Below are 18,144 nucleotides of genomic sequence, written 5' to 3'. Positions count from 1 at the left end.
CCTCGGACCACTCGTTCGGACCGCTCCACAGCGTGCCCCGCACACCCTGTGACCTGGTAAGTGCTGGTGTCAACTTCCGGTCGTGCCGGGCTCCGGCCGAAGCCGGGGAGCTGCGGGTGAGGTGCTCACCGGCGAGCCGGCCGCCGGGCGCTGCCGGACGTGCCCGCTTATCGTGAGGCGAGGGGGTGTCCCCGGCCCCGGCCGGGCGTCCCTGGAGGCAAGCATGCGGTTCACGTACAGACGCTGCGCCACCGGAGCCGCGACCGTGGCGCTGGCCCTGCTGGGGACCGGCCAGCCGACGGTGTTCCCGGCACACCCCGGCGAGCGGACCGGCGGACAGCCGGGGCCCGGCCTGTCCCGCTTCTACCACCAGCGCATCAGGTGGTCCCGCTGCGAGGGCCTAAAGATGCCCGCGGACCTGCAGTGCGGAAAGGTGACCGTACCGCTGGACCACTCCCGGCCCGGCGCCGGCACACTCGACGTGGCCCTGGCGCGCTACCCGGCGACCGGGCGGAAGAAGCGCGGTTCCGTGCTGCTCAACTTCGGCGGTCCGGGCGGTGCGGGGATACCCCCGCTGGCCTACGCCGGCGACGACTTCATGGGGCTGACGGACGGTTACGACGTGGTGACCTTCGATCCGCGCGGCGTCGGCCGGTCCTCCCCCGTGAGCTGCGGTGAGGGCACCGGCCAGTTCCTCGGGGCCACGGACGGCCCCGACGACGTGACGGACCCCGGGGCCGCGCTGAAGCAGCTGCGGAGGTCCGCGGCCGCCTGCCGCGAGCACTCCGGTCCCGTCCTGCCGCACATGGGCACGGTGGACGTCTCCCACGACCTGGACGTGATGCGCGCGGCCCTCGGCGACGACAAGCTCAACTACCTCGGTTTCTCCTACGGTTCACGGCTGGGCGCGGTCTACGCGGCGCGGTTCCCGGACCGGGTCGGGCGCATGGCCCTGGACGGCGTGGACACGCTCACCGAGCCCCTGTCCGAGCAGGGTCTGGCGGCCGCGCGGGGCCAGCAGACCGCGCTGGAGCACTACCTCGCGGCCTGCGCCGAGCTGCTGACATGCCCGTTCGGCCAGGACGCGCGCACGGCCAGGGAGGAGGTCGTCGCCCTGGTCGGCTCGCTGGACGAGAACCCCCTGCCGTCGGAGCACGGCCCCGGGCTCACCGGCCGGGAGCTGGTGGCCGCCATGGGCCAGGCGCTCTACAGCGAGGAGATGTGGCCCGCGCTCACCCAGGCCCTCAGCTCCCTGCTGCTGGACGGCGACCCCAGGGGCGTGCTGCAGCTCGCGGGCGGCGGATTCGCGGCGCCGACGCCGTACCCGTTCCGCCCGCGCCGCGGCGGCGGCCTCGTGGACGGGGAGGACGTCCCCCGCGACAACCTCCCCGCCGCCCTGCTGGCGGTCAACTGCGCGGACGACCCCGACCGCCCCTCCGCCGAGCGGCTCACCGAGGAGATCGGGCGGCTGCGCGCCGCGTACGAGAAGGCGTCGCCGGTCTTCGGGCCGTACCGGCTCGCCCAGCTGCCGGTCTGTCACGGCCGGCCCGCGGGCACCGACTTCATCCGGGACGAGGTGCGCGACGTCGGCACCGCGAAGATGCTCCTCGTCGGCACGCGCGGCGACCCGGCGACGCCGTACCGGTGGACGGAGGAGACCGCGGAGCGGCTCGGCGACTCGGCCGTGGTCCTCGACAACAGGGACGACGGGCACACCGGGTACGGCTCCTCGAAGTGCGTGCACCGGAAGATCGACGACTTCCTGCTGCACGGATCGCTGCCCGGCCACGGCAGCTCGTGCGGACCGGAGCACTGAACGGCCGCGGGGCACACTCCGCACGGGCCGGATCCGGGTGGTCGAACGCGCGCTCCAAAGGCCTCCGGCATATGCCGGCAGCATCGCTGAATCGGGTGTTGCCAAATCCCTTACAGCGCGTCGTGGGCTGTGCAACAGTCGTAACCGGTCCTTGCCCCAAGTCTTGGTCGTACCGCCTCGTATCGGAGTACGTCATGCCGCCCCATCTCTCCGCGGACCGCCCAGCCGCCCAGCCGCCCGAGCGTGGAGCGGTGGACGCGCTCATCACGCAGACGCGGCGGCTGCGGGGCGACGTGGACGCGGTGCGCAGGGACATCCGGAGCGAGGCGGCGGGCCCCGAGGAGCGCTGGCACCGCGCGCTGTACGACCTCGCCCTGCACCAGCTCGACGATCTGGACGAGCATCTGGCCCAGCTGCGCGACGGGCCGGGCCCCGTCCCGCCGGACGGCCCCGCCCCTCCCGGCGCCCCCGCCGCAGCGGTCCCGCCCGCGGGCGGCTCCCTGCTCAGCCGCGTCGGCAGCGCCGAGTGGAACCTGCTGACGGACGAGGCGAACTGGTCCGGCGAGCTGTACCGGATGCTCGGACGGGACCCGGCCGCTCCCCCGCTCACCCTGGACGAACTGCCGTCGCTGGTCCTGGACGAGGACCGTCCCCGGCTGACCCGCATGGTCACGGACTGCCTGGTCGACGCCCAGCGCATCGACGGGGAGTTCCGCGTGGTGCGCCCCGACGGCAGCGAGCGCACCGTGCACATGATGGGCGAGCCCGTGCTCGACGCGGACGGCAGCACCACCTCCATGTGGGCCGTGCTGCGGGACGTCAGCGAACTGCGGCGCAGCCAGCGGGCGGTGAGCGAGACCCGTGACTCGCTGCAACGCCGCCGGCAGCTCGCCCGGACCGAACACCGCCTCGCGGTCGAGCTGCAGGAGGCAGTGCTGCCACCGTGGCAGGGCTCCCTGCGGCTGCCGCGGCAGGGCCCCGAGGCGCTGGACCTGGCCGCCCGCTACCTGCCCTCCTCGGCCGGCGAGATGGTCGGCGGCGACTGGTACGACGCCCTCGAACTGCCCGGCGGCGACACCCTGCTGACCGTCGGCGACCTCACCGGACACGGGGTCTCCGTCACTTCGGGCATGGCGATGCTGATCGGCGCCCTGCGCGGCATGGCAATGACCGGTACCGGGCCGGGCGACATCATGGGCCGGCTCAACCAGCTGCTCGACGCCACCGTCCAGCCCGCCCTCGGCAGCGCCGTGTGCTGCCGCTACCGGCCGGAGACCCGCGTCCTCACCTGGGCCCGGGCCGGGCACCCCGCCCCGCTGCTGTTCCGCGACGGGACGGGGCGCCGGCTGACGGCGCCGGAGGGCGTTCTCCTCGGCGCCACCTCGGGCGCCGCCTACGGACAGGCCGAGGTCGCCCTCCTCCACGGCGACCTGCTGCTCCTGCACACCGACGGACTGGTCCCCCGGCACGGCGGCACCGCGGCCACCGAGCGGCTGCTCGCTCTCGCCCCCCGCCTCGACGGGGCCCGCACCGCCCAGGACTGCGTACGGACAGTCATCGAGGAGTTCGGCGGGACCGAACGCGAGGACGACGCCTGTGTGCTCGTCGCGCGGGTCCTCTCCTGAACATGAACGCGAGCGTGGACGTGAACCCGAACGCCGTCACGTCCGCGCGCTGTTGCCCCCCAGGGACTTCCACTGCCCCTTGGGGAGGGCGAGCCGGATCTCCTCCCGCAGATCCTGGATCTTCGGAAAGCTGGAGTACTGCCCGGTGAGCCGGTACATCTCACGCAGCCGGTCCCAGGTGCGGTGGGAGGAGTTCGTCCCCATCGACGTCAGGGCCAGCCGGGCGTAGGTGTCCGCCTGTTCGGGGTCGTCGGCGATGAAGCAGGCCGAGGCCAGCGAGATGTGGTCGAAGATCTTCGACCGGTCCCGCCCCGCCTCCCGCAGCTCCAGCGCCTGTTTGGCGTGGCGCTGCGCGTCACCGGCCGCGGCCGGCTCGTGCTCGGCGAGGGTGCGGTACGCGAGGGCCTGCATGCCGTGCATGTCCGCCTCGTCGAACATCTGCATCCAGCTCGGCGGCGGCACGTCCCCCTTGTCGGAGACGAACAGCTCCTCCGCCTCGCCGAGGGTGCGCCGCATGGCCTGGCCCTTGCCCATCGACGCCTGCGCCCAGGCCTCGATGGTGTAGAGCATGGCCCTGGTCCGCGGCAGCACCTCGTCGCCGGATCCGGACTTGGCGAGCTTCATCAGGTCGAGCGCGTCGTCGGGCCGGCCCAGGTGCACCATCTGGCGGGCCGCCCGGGAGAGCGCCTCGCCGGCGCGCGGCCGGTCACCGCCCTCTCTGGCCGCATGGGCGGCGATGACGAAGTACTTCTGCGCCGTGGGCTCCAGGCCGACGTCGTGCGACATCCAGCCCGCGAGGACGGCGAGGTTGGCGGCGACGCCCCACAGGCGCCGCTGCAGATGGTCGGGGTGACGGTAGGCGAGCATGCCGCCCACCTCGTTGAGCTGTCCCACGACAGCCTTGCGCTGCAGCCCGCCGCCGCGGGATGCGTCCCAGGCCCGGAACACCTCGACCGAGCGCTCCAGTTCCTCGATCTCCTGCCACCCGATGGGGGCGGCCTCGTAACGGTCGAACCCGGCGGGGTCGGCGTGCAGGGGGTCGTCGAGTCGGGGAGCGTCGGCCGCGAGGGCCGGATCGGCGTGCAGCCAGTCGTGCATGGCGCTGCTGAGTGCGGATCCTGCGGCGAGCGCGGCGCCCGCGCCCACCAAGCCGCGTCGGTTGAGCATGAGGTCCATTCCCGTGAATTCGGTGAGGACCGCGGCGGTCCGCTCGGGCGCCCACGGCACTCCGTCGGGATGTTCCGCACTCCCGCCGCCCTGCCGTTTCCCCGTGCGCCCGTGCCGGACCAGACCGAGATCCTCGATGGTCACGACACGGCCGAGACGCTCGGTGAACAGCGCCGCCAGCACCCGCGGCACGGGATCGCGCGGGATCTCTCCCATGTCGATCCAGCGCCGCACCCGCGAGGTGTCCGTGGCCAGCTGGGGGTGGCCCATGGCCGCCGCCTGCCGGTTGACCAGCCTCGCGAGTTCACCCTTGGACCAGCCGGCCAGGCCGAACAGGTCCGCGAGACGGGTGTTGGGTTGTCCGCTCACGTCAAGCCCCCAGGGTTCTCGGCTGACTTGACAGTAGCCCTGTGTCAGTTGTCGCGGGACTATTCGCCAGGGTTCGCCAGGGCACGCCAGATGGTGTGCCACCGGCGATCGGGTGTCGGGTAGGAACGCGCCATCCCGACCCGGTCGCCGCAGGACATTCCCCAGGGTGCGACCAGGGCGGCCGGGCCGGGTTGCGCGCTGAACTCTCCGGCACACGAAGGGATCTGTTTCGCCCATGCACGCAGCGTCGTCCTCCGTGTCCGCCCCTCCCCGGTCGCTGCGTCCCCGCCCCGGGGGTGGCGGTCCCTACCTCGAACCCGCGCGCCCGGCGGGCGCCGTGCTCGGTGCCGGCCGCCCGCGGCGCGCTCCGGGGCCCGGCCCCCAACCGCTCAGCGGGAGACTCGACTTGTCCGGCGCCCAGGGCGCGCAGCTGCGCGCGGCGATCGCTTCGGTGCATCGCATCTGCCCGGAGTTCACTCCCGTGCAGGTGCTGCGCCGAAGCGGGCGCTCCGTGCTCCTCGTCGGCACGACGGGCCGCACCACGGCCGTCGCCAAGTGCCTGCTGGACCACTCCCCGATCTGGACGGACCGGAGCAGGCACGAAATAGCTGTATACCGCTCGTTCGTGAGGCACCGGCCGCCCGCCAGGGTGCCACGGCTGATCGCGGCGGACCCGGACAACTGCACACTGGTGATCGAGCGGATGCCGGGCCGGGCGGCCGCCCTGCAGCGGCATCCGGTGGAGGCCCCGGCCCGCGCGGACATCCGGGCGGCGCTCGGAGCGATCTGCCGGCTGAACGCGTGGCGGCCTCCGCCGGGCATGTTCGACGCCCCGCTGGACTACGCGGAGCGGATCGCCCGCTTCCACGACCTGGGCCTGCTCACGGACCGGGACATGGGAGACCTGCAGAAGCTGGTGCACGGCATCGCGCACTCGGCGGGCCGGCAGGGACTGGGGCAGTTCTGCCACGGCGACGCCCTGCTGTCGAACATCCTGCTCTCGCCGGCGGGCCCGGTGCTGGTCGACTGGGAGCACGCGGGCTGGTACCTGCCGGGCTACGATCTGGCGACGCTCTGGGCGGTGCTCGGGGACGCCCCGGTCGCGCGCCGCCAGATCAGCCAGATCGCGCAGTCGGCGGGGCCGGCGTCACGGGACGCGTTCCTGGTGAACCTGATGCTCGTGCTGACCCGGGAGATCCGCACCTACGAGACGGCCGTGCAGCGTTCGATGCACGAGACGGCCCCGACGGCCCCGGGACCGGCCCACCCGGGCGCCGCGCCGACCGGCGAGGAACAGCGGCTGCTGCTGAGGCGGCTGCACGACGACTGCCAGCTCGCCCGCCGGGCTGTCCGGGCGGCGGTCGGCACTCGCTGACGGGGGACGACGGCCCGCGGCGCGCCCGGACAACGGCGCACCGCGGGCCTTCGCCGTGTCCGCGGGCCTTCGCCGTGTCCGCGATCCGCCGTGTCCCTCGGACCCCACGGCCACCACCGTGAAAAACTCTTCCTCACCTCGAATGACATCGCGAACCGCCTTTGCGTGGGCATGATTGACGGTGCGCCGACGAGCCGGTACCACTGACCCACGCCGGAGGCCGCAGGGCGCCCCGCGCCGCTTCTCCCACGACATCGGCACCGCATCGCGCGTTCCCTCCCGCCCCGGCCCGACCGTTCCAGGAGGCTGCTTTGCGACGTTCCCCCACCGATCCGAGGCCCGCCGCCCGGCCCAGACGCGCACGCGGGACGGCAGCGGTCACCGTCGCCTCGGCGGCGCTGCTGCTGCCCCTGCTCGGCGCGGCCCCGCCCGCCGGTACGGCCCGGGACTCCGCCGGCCGGCTCCAGGACGCCTTCACCGCCGCGGCCGCCCGGTACGACGTACCGCGGAGCGTGCTCCTCGGCGTCTCCTACCTCCAGTCCCGCTGGGACGCACACGGCGGGGCGCCGAGTGTCACGGGCGGCTACGGTCCGATGCACCTGACCGACGCCCGTACGGCCCTCGCCGGGGCCCCGCACCACAGCGAGGGCACGGAGGACCCCCGCGGCGACGAGTCGAGGCCGCTGCCACCGCCCCCTGCCGACCTGCCCCGGGAAGCCCGACTCCCCTACCGCCTGCGCACATTGCCACGGGCCGCCGAGCTGACCGGCATCCCGGCCGGGAGGCTGCGCACGGACGCCGCGGCCAACGTGACGGGCGGGGCGGCACTGCTCGCCGCCGCGCAGCGGGAGCTCGGCCGGCCCACGAGCACCGATCCGGCCGACTGGTACGCGGCGGTGGCACGGTTCTCCGGCGCGGACGACCGCGCGACGGCGGCCGCGTACGCCGACGACGTCTTCGAGGTGCTGCGCACCGGCGAGCGGCGCACCACGGACTCCGGTGAGCGGGTGACGCTCGCCGCCGAGCCCGGTCTGCGGCCCGACACCGCACAGCTCGCGCGGGCCGGGCTGCGCGCGGCGGCCACCGAGGGCACGGAGTGCCCGGCGACCGTGTCCTGCGAGTGGCTGCCCGCGCCGTACAAGGACCTGGGCGCGGGCAAGTACGGCAACCACGACAAGGCCGACCGTCCGGCGTCCCAGCGGATCGAGTACATCGTCGTCCACGACACCGAGGAGACCTGGGACAGGACGCTGCAGCTGGTCCAGAACCCGGCCTACGTCGCGTGGCACTACTCGCTGCGCTCCACCGACGGTCACGTCGCCCAGCACCTGAGGACCAAGGACGTGGGCTGGCACGCGGGGAACTGGTACGTCAACTCGACCTCGATCGGCCTGGAGCACGAGGGGTTCCTCGCCTCGCCGGACGCCTGGTACACCGAGGCGATGTACCGCTCGTCGGCGCGTCTGGTGCGGTACCTCGCCGCCAAGTACCGCATCCCGCTGGACCGTCAGCACATCCTCGGCCACGACAACGTCCCCGGGGCGCTCGGCTCGAACATCCCGGGCATGCACACCGACCCGGGCCCGTACTGGGACTGGCAGCACTACTTCACGCTGCTGGGCAAGCCGTTCACGGCCACGGCCGGTCCGCAGGGCGGCCTGGTGACCATCGCTCCCGAGTTCGCGGCGCACCGGCCGCAGTTCACCGGTTGCACGGGCGCGGGCAAGCCGTGCGCGGCGCACGGTTCCAGCGCCGTACGCCTCCACGTGCGCCCCGACGCGACCTCACCGCTGGTCAGGGACATCGGCCTGCGCCCGGGCGGCGGCGGATCGACGACCGACGTGAACGACATCGGCTCGCGGGTCTCCACCGGCCAGCAGTACGCGGTGGCGGACCGCTCGGGCGACTGGACGGCGATCTGGTACCTGGGCCAGAAGGCCTGGTTCCACGACCCGTCGGACCGGCCGACGGCGTTGCACGCGTCCGGATCGGTCGTCACTCCCAGAAGGGGGGTCGCCCAGATCCCCGTGTACGGCAGGGCGTACCCGGAGAAGGGCGCCTACCCGGCGGGCGTGCCGGCCCAGCCGGTCTCCCGGCTGCCGTACCGGCTGCCCGCGGGCCAGCGGTACGTGATCGGCGGCGAGGTGCCCGGCGAGTACTTCCACGCGCCGGCCTTCGACACGTCCGGGCACCGGGTGGTGACCGGCGAGGACCGGTACTACGGGATCCAGTTCGGCCACCGGGTGGCGTACGTCCGGGCGGCGGACGTCCAGGTGCTCGGGTCGGCCGGGTAGCGCACGACGGGGGCCGGGGTGCGTGGCACCCCGGCCCCCGTGCGGTCGCTCCGCTCAGCCCTGCTGGAACAGCTCCGCCGGCAGCGGCTTCAGCAGCGCGTACAGGTCGTCCGTGATGGGGCGGTCCCAGGCGGCGATGGTCACCAGGACGTTGTCGCTGCGGTCGAACTGGACGCAGGAGATCCGGCCCTCGGAGAGTTTGAGGCGCCGCACGATGAGCAGGTTGTCGCCCTGCATCACGGGAACGTCCTCCGACCCGACGACGGTGACCTCCTCGTCGTTGTCCAGCGCCAGCAGCAGCTGGGCCACCTCGAACGGGATCTCCCCCTCCTCGGTCTCCCGCGCCGGGGAGCCCTCCGGCAGATTGCCGATGATCATCGCGGGGCCCCGGCCGCCGAACAGGTCGTACCGCAGGAAGACGCCCTGGCAGCTGCCGTCGGGGGCGGGCAGCAGGCCCGCCCCGAGATTGCCGGGCCAGTCGCCCGGGTCCATGGCCAGTACGTCGAAGTCGGGCCCGGCGGGGGTGGCACTGCGGCGGCGGAGGAAGGACATGCGGCCATGGTACGTGCACGGCCGGAATCGATGACGTGCGGGAGAGGGAGGGGGGACGGGGCGGACGGGAGGGGGCGAAGCGCCCGTCCCCGGCGCTCGGGACCTGGTGCGATGCGGTTGTGATCGTCGCGGGACAGTGGGCGCACGAGGCATGACGACAGCGCGTGCCGGACAGCCGTCCGCTGTCGGGCGGGGCGGGGCGGGGCGGAACGGGACGGTACGTGTGCGCTGACCGTTGCCGGGCGGGGCGGTACGCGTGCGCCGGCCGCGTGCGCCCGGTGCGTCGGCGGCCCTCGGCGCGGGCCCGCCGTACGGCGGGGTCGGCGCCCTCCGTCCGGGGCCGCGGCGGCCCCGGACGGGCCGGCGGGTACGGGTCCGGTCGTCCGAACGGCCGGCACCCGCCGCACGGCGGCCCACCGCCGCCCGCTGGATGCCGGACGCCGTTCGCCAGGACCCGGCGCTGGACGTCGGATGCCGGAGTCGGGCGCCGGATGTCGGGCGCCGGATGCCGGAGCTGGAGCAAGAGCCGGAACCAGAGCCGGAACCGGAGCCACATCCGGAGCCGGAACCGGAGCCAGAACCGGAACCAGAGCCAGAACCGGAACCAGAGCCAGAACCGGAGCCGGAACCAGAACCGGAACCAGAGCCAGAGCCGGAGCCAGAGCCAGATGCCAGGCGTCGCTCGCCGGATACCGGACGTCTGGACGCGGCGCCGGAGGCCGGACGGTCGGCCTTCCCCTCCGGTCCGGGCCACGTGGGGCACGGCCGCGCGGCGCGCGCGGGTGCCGCGCGGCACCCGACGCCGGACGGTCAGCGCTCCACCTCAGCCGCGCGCCGTGGCGCGTGGGCGGGTCGGGTTCAGGGCTCGTCCCCGTCCTTGTTCCCGTCCGTGTGCTCGGTCCCGCTCCCGGTGCCGTTCCCCACCGACCCGTCCGGCGTCGGCGGTACCACCGCGACCGGGCTCGCCGCGTGCAGCAGGACGGCGTGGGTGACGGAGCCGAGCATGCGGGCGGGTGCCAGGAGGCGCCGGCGGTGGCGCCCCACCACCACGAGTTCGGCGTCCTCGGACGCGGCCACGAGATGGCCGGCCGCGTCGCCCGCGGGCACGGTGAACTCCACGTCGACGTCCGGGTGCCGCTCCCGGTGCGGTGCGGTGGAGCGCTCCGCCAGGGTGCGGGTCTCCCGGGCGACGGCGTCCGGGTCGATCACCGGGGGCGAGAAGTCCCCGGGCGCCGTCCACCCCCGCAGCGGCCACGGGTACGCGGCCACCACTTGCACACGGGCGCCGCGCCGCCCGGCCTCCGCGAACGCGAACGCGAGCGGGGCGCCGTCGGGGTTGTCGATGTGCAGCCCGACGACGACGCGCGGCCCCGGGGCGGGCGACGGGCCCTCGTGGACCTCACGTCCGGGCGGCGGCACCACGACCACGGGGCACTCGGCGTCCCGCGCGGCGGCCATGCTGCTGGAGCCCAGGACCAGGCCGGCGAACCCGCCCCGGCCGCGTGAGCCGAGCACCAGGAGCTGTGCGCTGCGGCCCAGCTCGGACAGGGCGGCCTCGGGGGCGCCCGTCAGGCCGGCGTACGCGACGGTCGACGGGTCGGCGCGGTCCGCCAGCCGCGCCCGTGCCCGGTCGAGGACCTCGTCGTCGACGGGATCGGGCGGCACGGAGGCCAGCACCTCGAGCTGGGCCCAGGGCGCGGGCAACGCGTCCCGCCGCACATGGACGACGCGCAACGGCGCCCCGCGCGCCCCGGCGGCCGCCGCGGCCCAGTCCAGGGCGCGCAGACTGCCCTCCGATCCGTCGACGGCCGCGATGACCGGCAGAGTGCTCATCGATTCCTCGCCTCCGGCGCACATGTGGTCCTCCGGGGCCAGCCTGGCTCAGGGACCGGCTCCCGGGCGGGTCACGGACCGCGTGTCCGGACCGCGTGTCCGGTGGAAGGAGGGATTCACCTGAGCAGCGGCCCCCGAAGCGGCGGCTCCGCGGGCGGCTCGGGCCGCGCCGGGATCAGGTCAGGTCGAACTCGCCCTCGCGCGCGTCCGACATGAACGCACCCCACTCGGCGGGAGTGAAGATCAGGGAGGGGTTGTCGGGCCGACCGCCGTTGCGCATCGCGATGAAGCCCTCGACGAAGGCGATCTGGACGTCGCCCCGTCCCCGGCTGCTGGAGCGCCACTCGGCGTTGGTGAGGTCCAGGTCAGGCTTGTTCCAGCCCGCGAGCGAGGGCTGCTCCACAAAGGTCTCGGCCACGTCCGTGCTCCTCCCGGTTCGTCGTCCGCCGCCAGACTAGCGATCGGTCTGCGCCGCCGACAGGCCGTGTGAGGAGGAGGTTCGGTGGCGGGGGCCCGGTGCCCGTGAGCCGCGCCGGCGTCCCCTGCGACACCGAAAAAGCAGGCGCCGATCTCTTGTCCGGGACGTGTCGGGCTGGGTTACTGATCGGGAACACGGGCGACCGAATGATCGGTCGCCCGGTACGTGCGGTCGGCGAGGGAGAGGTCCGATGGCGGAGGCGACGGGGCTGCTGGACGCGGGGGAACGGCTCGGCGCGCGGGAGCTGCGGGCCCTGCAGCTGGAGCGGCTGCGGGCGTCGCTGCGGCACGCGTACACCAATGTTCCGTTCTACCGGGAGGCGTTCGACCGGGCGGGCGTCCGCCCCGACGACTGCCGGGGACTCGGCGATCTCGCCCGGTTCCCGTTCACCACGAAGGCGGACCTGCGGGCGCAGTACCCGTACGGGATGTTCGCCGTGGAGCGGACGCGCATCCGGCGCCTGCACGCGTCGAGCGGGACGACCGGGCGGCCCACCGTCGTCGGCTACACCGAGAACGACCTCTCCCTCTGGTCCGACATGGTGGCCCGGTCGATCCGCGCGGCGGGCGGGCGCCCCGGTGACACGGTCCACGTCGCGTACGGCTACGGGCTGTTCACCGGCGGGCTGGGCGCGCACTACGGGGCCGAGCGGCTCGGGTGCACGGTGGTGCCCGCGTCCGGCGGGATGACGGCCCGTCAGGTGCAGCTCGTCCAGGACCTGCGGCCCCGGATCATCATGGTGACGCCCTCGTACATGCTGACGCTCCTCGACGAGTTCGAGCGGCAGGGCGTCGATCCGCGCGGTACGTCGCTGCGGGTCGGGATCTTCGGTGCCGAGCCGTGGACCGAGGGGATGCGGCGGGAGATCGAGGAGCGGTGCGGGATCGACGCCGTCGACATATACGGGCTGTCGGAGGTCATCGGCCCGGGGGTCGCCCAGGAGTGCGTGGAGACGAAGGACGGGCTGCACGTCTGGGAGGACCACTTCCTGCCCGAGGTGGTGGACCCGGTGACGGGCGAGGTGCTGCCCGACGGCGAGCGGGGCGAGCTGGTGTTCACCTCGCTCACCAAGGAGGCGATGCCCGTGGTCCGGTACCGGACGCGGGACCTGACGCGGCTGCTGCCGGGCACGGCCCGTACGTTCCGCCGGATGGAGCGGGTCACCGGACGCAGCGACGACATGGTGATCCTGCGCGGGGTGAACCTGTTCCCCACGCAGATCGAGGAGATCCTGCTGCGTACCCCGGGGGTCGCCCCGCACTTCCAGTTGCGGCTCACCCGTGCGGGCCGGCTCGACGCGCTGACCGTCCGCGCCGAGGCCCGCCCCGGGGCCTCGGCGGAGACCAGGGACGAAGCCGCCCGGTCCGTCGCGGCGGCCGTGAAGGACGGCATCGGCGTCTCGGTCGCCGTGGAGATCGTCGAGCCGGAGTCGCTGGAGCGGTCGGTGGGGAAGATCAGGCGCATCGTGGACCTGCGGCCGCGCCCGGCCTGACCGGCCGGGCGGACGCCCCCGCACGCCCGGTGCGGGGGCGTTCCGGGCAGGTCAGGGCTTGCGGCCCACGCCGCCGTGCTGGCCGATCGCCACCGGGTCGGTGCCCGGCTCCGGGCGCCACAGCGGTACCGAGACGATGCCGGGCTCGATGAGCTCCAGGCCCTCGAAGAAGGCCTCGATCTTGTCCACAGGCCGCAGGTAGTACCCGACCGCGCCGGTCTCGTTGTAAGCGTCCTGCGCCTGCTCGTAGTCGGGGTCGGTACCGCGCGAGCCGTCGTTGACGCACAGGTAGCTGCCGGACGGCAGGGCGTCCAGCAGCCGGCGCACGAGCGCGCGGGCACCGTCGTAGTCCTCGATGTGGCCGAGGATGCCGCTGAGGATGAGGGCGACGGGCTGCTCGAAGTCCAGCGTCCGGGCGGCGGCCTCCAGGATGCGGTCCGTGTCGAACACGTCGGCGTCCACGTAGGACGTCGCGCCCTCCGGCGAGGAGTAGAGCAGGGCGCGGGCGTGGGCGAGGACCATCGGGTCGTTGTCCACGTACACGATGCGGGACTCCGGCGCGTACCGCTGGGCGACCTCGTGGGTGTTGTCCTTGGTCGGCAGGCCGGTCCCGACGTCCAGGAACTGGCGGACGCCGGCCTCCTGGACCAGGTAGCGGATGCTGCGGCCGAGGAAGGCGCGGCTGCTGCGGGCGATGGTCACGATGCCGGGGAAGACGGCGGTGTAGGCGTCGCCGGCCTCCTCGTCCACGGGGTAGTTGTCCTTCCCGCCCAGCCAGTAGTTCCAGATCCTGGCCGAGTGCGGCACCGAGGTGTCGATCCTCTCCTTGGCCGCCGCTTCCGGTGTGATCGCTTGGTCGGTCATGGGCCCGTCTCTCAGCCGGTACGTGCAAGGTCGCGGACAACCGGGAGATCAACGTACGGGCAGCGTGCACCAGTTGACGCCTGCGCACCAGTTGTCACTGGGGTGATACTAAGCCTCATCAGTCACCGCGAAGTGAACCGGTCCCGCAGCTCCCGCTTCAGGATCTTCCCGCTCGCGTTGCGCGGCAGGTCCGTCACGAACAGCACCCGTTTGGGCGTCTTGAAGCCGGAGAGCCTCTCGCGCGCGTGGGCGAGCAGTTCGGCCTCGGTGACGTCCCCGCGCGGGACGACCACGGCGGTCACCGCCTCGATCCACTTCTCGTCGGGCAGCCCGATCACGGCCACCTCGGCGACCCGGTCGTGGGTGTACAGAACGTCCTCCACCTGGCGTGAGGCGACCAGTACGCCACCGGAGTTGATGACGTCCTTCACCCGGTCGACGACCGTGAAGTACCCGTCGGCGTCCCGCACCGCCAGGTCACCGGAGTGGAACCAGCCGTCGCGGAAGGCCTCGGCGGTCTCCTCGGGCTTGTCCCAGTAGCCCTGGCACAGCTGCGGGGAGCGGTAGACGATCTCGCCGGGCTGCCCGTCCGGGACGTCGGCGCCGCCCTCGTCGACCACGCGTGCCTCGACGAACAGCACCGGCCGCCCACAGGAGTCCATGCGCCCCTTGTGCTCGTGCGGCCCGAGGACCATGGCCAGCGGGCCGATCTCGCTCTGCCCGAAGCAGTTGTGCAGGGCCAGCCTCGGCAGCCGCTCCCGCAGTCGTTCGAGCACGGGGACGGGCATGACCGAGGCTCCGTAGTAGGCCTTGCGCAGCCCGCCCAGGTCGCGGGTGGCGAAGTCGGGGCGGTTCGCCAGCGCGATCCACACGGTGGGCGGCGCGAACAGGCTGTCCGCACGCCCCGCCTCGACCAGGTCGAGGAGTGTGTCGCCGTCGGGCGCGTCCAGGACGGTGTTCTCGGCGCCCACGGCCAGGTACGGCAGCAGGAAGACGTGCATCTGCGCCGAGTGGTAGAGCGGCAGCGCGTGCACGGGCCGGTCGCCCGCTCGGAGGTCCAGGGCGGTGATCGCGCTCAGGTACTCGTGCACCAGCGCGCGGTGCGTCATCATCGCGCCCTTGGGCAGCGCGGTGGTGCCCGAGGTGTACAGGAGCTGCACCAGGTCCTCGGCGCGCGGCCCCTGCCCCGCGTACGGCTCCGTCACGGCGAGCCGGGCGAGCAGCGAGTCGCCGGTGTCGCGCAGCGCCAGGGCGCGTGTCCCGCCGGGCAGCCGGCCGGCCAGGTCCGGGTCGGTGAGGACGAGCGCGCTGCCGGACTGGCCGAGGATGTACGCCAGGTCGTCGCCGGTCAGGTTCTGGTTGACGGGGACGTGCACCAGACCGGCCCGCGCGCAGGCCAGGAAGGCGATCAGATACGCGTCCGAGTTGTGGCCGTAGGCGCCGACGCGGTCGCCGGGGGCGAGCCCGGTGTCGCGCAGCACCTGGGCCGCGCGGGAGACGGCGTCGTCCAGTTCGGCGTAGGTCCAGGAGCGCGTGCCGTAGTGGAGGGCGTCGCGGGCGGGGGTCCGCCGGGCACTGCGCCGCAGGACTCCGTCCACCGTCACGTCGTGCCCGGCCGCCACCGCCATGCCCCGCTCCTCCGTCGCACCGCCGCACCGTCGCGCCGCCCTGCCGTGATCCTCGTGCGGCCGTACGAACGGGTCAAGCGTCCGGCAGGGGTGCGGCACGCCCGTATTTGGCGCGATCACGATCAACCATGCAGCTTTCCGAACGAACGTGTACGCAACGGGAGTTGACGGTGGTTACGCTCGGCCACTTCTGTCACCGATGCTGTGGGAGGCTCGATTGCGTACCCGCCTGAGACGACTCGTCGTCGCGGCCGCCGCCCTGTTCACCGCCGCCGCTTCCCTGCCGGCCGCCGCGGCCGGGGACCCCGGCCGCCGGGAAAACCCATCGCACGGCGGTCTGTCCGCCACCATCCGCTACACCGAGTACGGCATCCCGCACATCCTCGCCGACGACTACGCGGGCCTCGGTTTCGGCGAGGGCTGGGCGCAGGCCGCCGACCAGGTGTGCACGCTCGCCGACGGCTTCGTCACCCTGCGCGGCGAGCGGTCACGGCACTTCGGGGCCGACGCGGCACCGGACGGCTCGCTCTCCTCCGCCCGCACCAATCTCAGCAGCGACCTGTTCTTCCGCGGGGTGCGCGAGTCCCGCACGGTGGAGAAGCTGCTCGCCGAGCCCGCGCCCGTGGGCCCGAGCCGCGAGGTACGGGACATGATGCGCGGCTGGGCGGCCGGCTACAACGCCTGGCTGCGGCAGAACAGGATCACCGATCCCACGTGCGGGGGCGCCGACTGGGTGCGGCCGGTCACCGCGCTCGACGTGGCCGTGCGCGGCTACGCCATCGTCATGATCTCCGGGCAGGGACGCTTCGCGGACACGATCACCGCCGCGCAGCCGCCCACCGCGGCCACGCCGGCCGCTCCGGCCGTGGATGCCGGGGCCGTCGCACGGGCGGCGCGCGAACTCTACGCGGCCGGCAACGCCGACATGGGCTCCAACGCGGTCGCCTTCCACGGCGACACCACGGCGAACGGCCGGGGTCTGCTGCTCGGCAACCCGCACTACCCGTGGCAGGGCGGGCGCCGGTTCTGGCAGTCGCAGCAGACGATCCCCGGCGAGCTGAACATGGCGGGCGGCTCCCTGCTCGGCCTGCCGGCTGTCTCCATCGGGTACAACGCGCACGTCGCGTGGAGCCACACGGTCGCCACCGGCGTCCCGGCCAACATCCACCAGCTGGCGCTGGATCCGGCCGATCCGACGGTGTACCTGGTCGACGGGGAGCGCGAGCGGATGACGAGGCGCACCGTGACGGTCCCCGTCCGGGACGGGGCGCCGGTCACCCGTACCCAGTGGTGGACCCGCTACGGGCCCGTCGTCACCTCCCTCCCCGGGACACCGCTGCCGTGGACCACCACGACGGCGTACGCGCTGCACGACCCCAACGCGCGCAACGTGCGCTTCCTCGACACCGGGCTGGGCTTCGGCAGGGCGCGCAGCACCGACGGCATCGCGGACGCGCTGGCGCGGCACCAGGGCCTGCCGTGGGTGAACACGGTCGCCGCGGACTCCTCGGGGCACACCCTGCTGACCCAGTCGCAGGTGCTGCCCCGGATCACCGACGAGCTGGCGGAGCGCTGCTCGACCGAGCTGGGCCGCACCACGTACCCGGCGTCCGGCATGGCGGTCCTCGACGGCTCACGCGGCGACTGCGCGCTCGGCCGGGACCCGGACGCCGTGCATCCGGGCATCTTCGGGCCCGCACGGATGCCCACGCTCAAGGACGCCCCGTACGCGGAGAACTCCAACGGTCCCGCGTGGCTGTCCAACGCCGACCGGCCGGTCACGGACTACGAGCGGATCTTCGGCACCGTCGGCGTCCAGCCCTCGATGCGGACGCGCGGTGCCCTGGAGGACGTGTCGGCGATGGCGGAGCGGGGCGGTCTGACCGTACGCGACCTGCAGGAGCAGCAGTTCGCGAACCGGGTGCCCGCGGCCGGTCTCACGGTCGGCGGCCTGGTGCGGGCGTGTGCCGCGCTGCCGGACTCCACCGCGGCGGGCAGTGACGGCGAGCCGGTCGACGTGGGCGGGGCGTGCGGCGTGCTGGCGGCGTGGGACCGGACCATGGACACGGACAGCCGGGGCGCCCTGCTGTTCGACCGGTTCTGGCGGAAGCTGCTGCAGTCGGTACCCGCGGAACAGCTCTGGAAGGTGCCGTACTCGGCCGCGGACCCGGTGCGCACCCCGCACACGCTGAACACGGACGCACCCGGAGTCGCCACGGCGCTGGCCGACGCGGTGACCGAGCTGCGCGCGGCGGACATCCCGCTCGACGCGGAGCTGGGCGAGAACCAGTTCGTCGTACGGAACGGGCAGCGCATCCCCGTGCACGGCGGCGCCGACACGCTCGGTGTGTGGAACATGATCCAGGCACCGTGGGACGCGGCCGGCGGCGGCTACCCGGAGGTGGTCCACGGCTCCAGCCACATCCAGGCGGTGGGCTGGAACGGCGGGCCGTGCCCGGTGGCCCGCACGCTGCTGACGTACTCGCAGTCGTCGAACCCCGCGTCGCCGCACCACAGCGACCAGACGCGGCTGTTCTCGGACGAGAAGTGGGTGACCGCGCGGTTCTGCGAGAAGGACATCCTGTCCTCGCCGGAGCTGAGGGTCGTCCGCGTCGCCGAGCACCGCTGAGGTGACGGGCGCGGTGCCGCCG

Annotated in this window: 12 protein-coding genes; 6 read left to right on the top strand and 6 right to left on the bottom strand. The window is 73.7% G+C overall.

Translation table 11 applies throughout. The features are described 5' to 3' along the window. Nucleotides 1–223: 223 nt before the first annotated feature. Nucleotides 224–1,816: an alpha/beta hydrolase gene (locus IEZ04_RS09260; RefSeq protein ID WP_189216245.1), complete on the top strand. Its 1,593-nt coding sequence runs from the start codon at nt 224–226 to the stop codon at nt 1,814–1,816. Nucleotides 1,817–2,010: 194 nt separating this feature from the next. After that, nucleotides 2,011–3,441, top strand: a complete 1,431-nt coding sequence (locus tag IEZ04_RS09255) for a PP2C family protein-serine/threonine phosphatase (RefSeq protein WP_189216244.1) — start codon at nt 2,011–2,013, stop codon at nt 3,439–3,441. Between the two features lie 36 nt (nt 3,442–3,477). On the opposite strand, the gene IEZ04_RS09250 is transcribed toward IEZ04_RS09255, so the two are convergent. Then, nucleotides 3,478–4,977, bottom strand: coding sequence for a DNA-binding protein NsdB (locus IEZ04_RS09250; RefSeq protein ID WP_189216243.1), 1,500 nt, complete (start codon nt 4,975–4,977; stop codon nt 3,478–3,480). A 235-nt stretch (nt 4,978–5,212) separates the two neighbouring features. Between IEZ04_RS09250 and IEZ04_RS09245 the strand changes: the two genes are divergently transcribed. Beyond that, nucleotides 5,213–6,352: an aminoglycoside phosphotransferase family protein gene (locus tag IEZ04_RS09245; protein ID WP_189216242.1), complete on the top strand. Its 1,140-nt coding sequence runs from the start codon at nt 5,213–5,215 to the stop codon at nt 6,350–6,352. Between the two features lie 311 nt (nt 6,353–6,663). Further along, entirely contained in the window at nt 6,664–8,646 is a 1,983-nt protein-coding gene (locus IEZ04_RS09240; protein ID WP_189216241.1) for an N-acetylmuramoyl-L-alanine amidase, read from the top strand. A 54-nt stretch (nt 8,647–8,700) separates the two neighbouring features. On the opposite strand, the gene IEZ04_RS09235 is transcribed toward IEZ04_RS09240, so the two are convergent. The 3 genes from IEZ04_RS09235 to IEZ04_RS09225 all read right to left on the bottom strand — a co-directional run bounded on the left by IEZ04_RS09235 (nt 8,701) and on the right by IEZ04_RS09225 (nt 11,449). Next, the gene (locus tag IEZ04_RS09235) at nt 8,701–9,198 is read right to left on the bottom strand and encodes a hypothetical protein (RefSeq protein WP_189216240.1); all 498 of its coding nucleotides are present in this window, start codon (nt 9,196–9,198) and stop codon (nt 8,701–8,703) included. An 858-nt stretch (nt 9,199–10,056) separates the two neighbouring features. Then, nucleotides 10,057–11,031, bottom strand: a complete 975-nt coding sequence (locus tag IEZ04_RS09230) for a universal stress protein (RefSeq protein ID WP_189216239.1) — start codon at nt 11,029–11,031, stop codon at nt 10,057–10,059. A gap of 175 nt (nt 11,032–11,206) precedes the next feature. After that, the gene (locus IEZ04_RS09225) at nt 11,207–11,449 is read right to left on the bottom strand and encodes a DUF397 domain-containing protein (RefSeq protein ID WP_189216238.1); all 243 of its coding nucleotides are present in this window, start codon (nt 11,447–11,449) and stop codon (nt 11,207–11,209) included. Nucleotides 11,450–11,699: 250 nt separating this feature from the next. On the opposite strand from IEZ04_RS09225, the gene paaK reads away from it, so the two are divergent. Further along, entirely contained in the window at nt 11,700–13,001 is a 1,302-nt protein-coding gene (paaK, locus tag IEZ04_RS09220) for a phenylacetate--CoA ligase PaaK (RefSeq protein WP_189216237.1), read from the top strand. A 51-nt stretch (nt 13,002–13,052) separates the two neighbouring features. On the opposite strand, the gene IEZ04_RS09215 is transcribed toward paaK, so the two are convergent. Together IEZ04_RS09215 and IEZ04_RS09210 are read right to left on the bottom strand one after the other, a co-directional pair. Beyond that, the gene (locus IEZ04_RS09215; RefSeq protein WP_189216236.1) at nt 13,053–13,865 is read right to left on the bottom strand and encodes an SAM-dependent methyltransferase; all 813 of its coding nucleotides are present in this window, start codon (nt 13,863–13,865) and stop codon (nt 13,053–13,055) included. A 122-nt stretch (nt 13,866–13,987) separates the two neighbouring features. Further along, complete coding sequence (locus IEZ04_RS09210) at nt 13,988–15,493, bottom strand: acyl-CoA synthetase (protein ID WP_229820912.1); 1,506 nt, start codon at nt 15,491–15,493, stop codon at nt 13,988–13,990. 217 nt (nt 15,494–15,710) lie between these two features. On the opposite strand from IEZ04_RS09210, the gene IEZ04_RS09205 reads away from it, so the two are divergent. Further along, nucleotides 15,711–18,122, top strand: a complete 2,412-nt coding sequence (locus IEZ04_RS09205) for a penicillin acylase family protein (RefSeq protein WP_189216235.1) — start codon at nt 15,711–15,713, stop codon at nt 18,120–18,122. Nucleotides 18,123–18,144 lie beyond the last annotated feature (22 nt).

It is taken from the genome of Streptomyces ruber, assembly GCF_014648075.1.
Taxonomy (GTDB): Bacteria; Actinomycetota; Actinomycetes; order Streptomycetales; family Streptomycetaceae; genus Streptomyces; species Streptomyces ruber.
This window is presented reverse-complemented; position numbering and strand designations above follow the sequence as displayed.

What these genes read in the sequence shown, in the direction of transcription:
- IEZ04_RS09210 (WP_229820912.1), bottom strand. Translation starts at nt 15,493, where the DNA reads ATGGCGGTGGCGGCCGGGCACGACGTGACGGTGGACGGAGTCCTGCGG.
- IEZ04_RS09215 (WP_189216236.1), bottom strand. Translation starts at nt 13,865, where the DNA reads ATGACCGACCAAGCGATCACACCGGAAGCGGCGGCCAAGGAGAGGATC.
- IEZ04_RS09245 (WP_189216242.1), top strand. Translation starts at nt 5,213, where the DNA reads ATGCACGCAGCGTCGTCCTCCGTGTCCGCCCCTCCCCGGTCGCTGCGT.
- paaK (WP_189216237.1), top strand. Translation starts at nt 11,700, where the DNA reads ATGGCGGAGGCGACGGGGCTGCTGGACGCGGGGGAACGGCTCGGCGCG.
- IEZ04_RS09260 (WP_189216245.1), top strand. Translation starts at nt 224, where the DNA reads ATGCGGTTCACGTACAGACGCTGCGCCACCGGAGCCGCGACCGTGGCG.
- IEZ04_RS09255 (WP_189216244.1), top strand. Translation starts at nt 2,011, where the DNA reads ATGCCGCCCCATCTCTCCGCGGACCGCCCAGCCGCCCAGCCGCCCGAG.
- IEZ04_RS09235 (WP_189216240.1), bottom strand. Translation starts at nt 9,198, where the DNA reads ATGTCCTTCCTCCGCCGCCGCAGTGCCACCCCCGCCGGGCCCGACTTC.
- IEZ04_RS09230 (WP_189216239.1), bottom strand. Translation starts at nt 11,031, where the DNA reads ATGAGCACTCTGCCGGTCATCGCGGCCGTCGACGGATCGGAGGGCAGT.